Below are 2,999 nucleotides of genomic sequence, written 5' to 3' on the forward strand. Positions count from 1 at the left end.
TCTTTAGAGAGATGCGCCACTGTACTTTCGTCTGTACGGAAAACGCGCCACTGTACTTTAGTTTTTTTGGCCAGCAAGGCTGAGGAGCGAGCTATCGGCCGAGGCGCAAGCGCTCAAGGCCGATGTGCTGCGGCGTCGCGGGTTGCAAAGGGCTCTCCTGTGGCAGCTACCGACCCGAAGCAATCGTTCACAACCTCGACGGCGCAGAGTTCGCGCATCAAGTCTCAGGTGGATTCGCTTTCATCGCCATCGTCCCCAGATGAAGATTCCGTCGTCAAAATTGGCATATGCTTGCACAGATACGTGACTTAAGAAGATCTGTAATGCAAATCGCCGACTCAACTCTGTATAGATTCCTGAACGATCCGAGTAACTCTCACGCGAAAGAAGCCATTCTCATGCATCGGCTTTGCTTTGACCTGAAGGTGGTGGCGGCAGCTAGAGGATATTACCTAAACACATATTGGGATGACGTTGATCACGACGGCTTTGACTTAATATTCGACGACCAAGATTCGTTGATGAAGACGCAAGTCAAGTCAGTGGGCGCTGCGGCTGCAACCAATATTTGGAATATCCACAAACGCATCCTTCGGCCGACATTTTATCAAATCGACAAGCTCGGCTTTGAGGCTTCTCCGCAAGGAGAGGGTGTTGCTGGCGGGGTTGTACTGATCCGATACCGCGTGGAGGACGATGGACGACTGGAGGTCGACTATCTGTACACGGACTTGTATGTTTTGCTCGCATTCGAAAACGGACTCATTCAACGGGGGCATGGCAGTAGTCGTAATGCGATTAAAACCTGTCTGCAGCAACTTCGCGAAGGCTTGGGCAGCGAGCGGTTGGCAGTCCCGCGCGCTGCGTTTGTCCGTGCAAAGTCACCTGCCGCGTTGCTCGCACTGCTAGGCCTTCACGGCACCCTTGACCACACATGGAAAATTGACGTGACCCGAGTAGTAAATAAGGTCGCAGGCGACGGCAAGATGATCCAGTCCGAGCCCTTGGAAAATCTGAAAAAGAGATTCTGGACGGATTTTAGTCTGCTGGTTGACGATAGCGAACTCAACGGTTCGACGATAGTTTAGGAATGAAGCCCCTATGTTAGAAGCTGAAACTTAGCAGAGCCAACCCAAACGTCCGAATCTTCAACCTGATGCGGTCGCTAGCACGTCATACCTTGACCGCCCGCTTCTTGCCGGAAGTACGCGATCATCGTTACTCCCCATAACGGACATTCGCCGTTGAGATCAAACGAGCCAGTGACTGCTAACGGGGGCATAAGCGAGATGGCACTCTCGGCCAGGAGCCGCCGTACGTTGCGGACTTCCGAGCGACGGCTTCCGACCCACAGGAGTCGGTCGATCTTCGAAACTGCCGACTGGTTACCTGACGGTCGGCACGGATGCTCGCGGCAGGCAGTTGGCCCCACCACGCATCCATTGAGAGTGGCGGAAATAGCAACTTGTATTGACTAGACTCTCAGTAGCTCCGGAAGCTTTTCTACCTCCAGATCAGAACATCACTTATTGCGGCTCTGTTTCCCTAATGAAGCCGCCCATTAGAGGTCTGTGAGGTGAAAACGTTGGGCTTGTACCTAGAGGTGAGATGATCAGAGCTTGGCGCCCCGCGTCCGGAGCGCTTGATCGGATTATTCCAAATAGCGTCTGATTTACAGGCTTACTAGATTGATAATTGAATCGTGAAGTGCTGGTAAGGCAGTAGTAAGGGTCAAATGAAAAAGAAATGCTCCATGCATCCGATGACGTTTCAGCCACCATCGTTCCGTCGAAAAGCTGCCGATAGGTAAATGGGGCTTTCACTGCAACATAATCCCCCTCGGAGAGACATCCTGCAAAGAACCTCGGACAATTCGCGAGATATGCGGTTAAATCGAATATTTGCACTCTCTCGGCGAGAGTCTCAAAAATCCTTCCGATGTGCAGAGCGATATTGAATTGATTTACTCCGGCGGAAAAATAATCGTTGCTTTTGATGCGAGGATTTTTCCAATCCGAGCCAAGAAATCGACCGTGTTCATCAACTACTCCTGCCGCTCTTAGGTCTTCGTACCCAATGCCCTCATTTACAACAAGGCCTCTTTCTTCGACTAAGGAAACGAGTCTAGGGAAATTGACCCAGTCCCAGTGGCATGGTTCCGACCAGACGTGGTTCTGCCGAGATTTGGCTATGTCCACCTGAATTTCAGCGGACAATTTTTCCCACATTTTTTTGCTATATGTAATTTTGTCCGCAGTAAGATTCTGCGCATCCTCGCGAACAACGTAGTGTGCCTCCGAGTGATGTTGCAAACATAGAACAGCGAGATTTTCGCAGTCATGATCGCGCGACTGGGCGTACGGTCGAATGTGATGAACAACGACATCTAGTTTTCGATTTTTACATACGCAGCACACGTAAAAATTCGCTGAGAGCACTTTCCGCAAATTCGCTACTGGTATTGGTGGCCGCCTTTTCTTAATCGACTTAGCTGCAAGCTTTGTCAGCCCCAGGTTTTCGAGCTCTATCTCAGACATCACCTCAATGTCAGATATGCTGAGTTTCATCGACAAGTTCGGAGCGGTTGAAGTATCCGCACCCATTCCCAGTAAAAATTCTTCAGTCTGATTCATTTTGGGTAAATTCTCAGTTCGTTGGAAATCCGCTTTCGACGGATCTCAACGAAATCAACAAAGCCTCAATTCTCATCGAAACCACCAATATTTTTTTTATGACTCACGAACCTTATCGGATTATCCCGACCCTGCTCCGGTGCCGATGAGGCACATGAACTGGCTGACATTTCCACGGCGGTGAGGCCAATTTCGGCGAGAGCGGTCAAGTGTACGGCGGCAGCATTGCAGCGCGACGCAACGTGCATGGAGTGATCCGTGGCCCGTAGAGATGGATCATCAGAAAGCCGCCTGCGGAACGCCACTGAACGCGCAGCGCGTCACGCAGATAACTCGTTGATTTATCACGTCCTCGCAAGCCATGCG

The 2,999-nt window shown here is 50.9% G+C and carries 2 protein-coding genes; one reads left to right on the top strand and one right to left on the bottom strand.

The genetic code is table 11. The annotated features are described in order from the left end of the window. The first annotated feature begins 323 nt into the window (after nt 1-323). Nucleotides 324-1,088, top strand: a complete 765-nt coding sequence (locus KDK82_RS31535; RefSeq protein WP_088167212.1) for a hypothetical protein — start codon at nt 324-326, stop codon at nt 1,086-1,088. A 438-nt stretch (nt 1,089-1,526) separates the two neighbouring features. On the opposite strand, the gene KDK82_RS32565 is transcribed toward KDK82_RS31535, so the two are convergent. Next, nucleotides 1,527-2,633, bottom strand: a complete 1,107-nt coding sequence (locus KDK82_RS32565; protein ID WP_143343607.1) for an HNH endonuclease signature motif containing protein — start codon at nt 2,631-2,633, stop codon at nt 1,527-1,529. Between the last annotated feature and the right edge of the window lie 366 nt (nt 2,634-2,999).

Source organism: Delftia sp. K82, assembly GCF_002193035.1.
GTDB classification, from domain to species: Bacteria; Pseudomonadota; Gammaproteobacteria; order Burkholderiales; family Burkholderiaceae_C; genus Comamonas; species Comamonas acidovorans.

Excerpts from the sequence above, each read along its gene's own strand:
- KDK82_RS31535 (WP_088167212.1), top strand. The coding sequence starts at position 324 with ATGCAAATCGCCGACTCAACTCTGTATAGATTCCTGAACGATCCGAGT.
- KDK82_RS32565 (WP_143343607.1), bottom strand. The coding sequence starts at position 2,633 with ATGAATCAGACTGAAGAATTTTTACTGGGAATGGGTGCGGATACTTCA.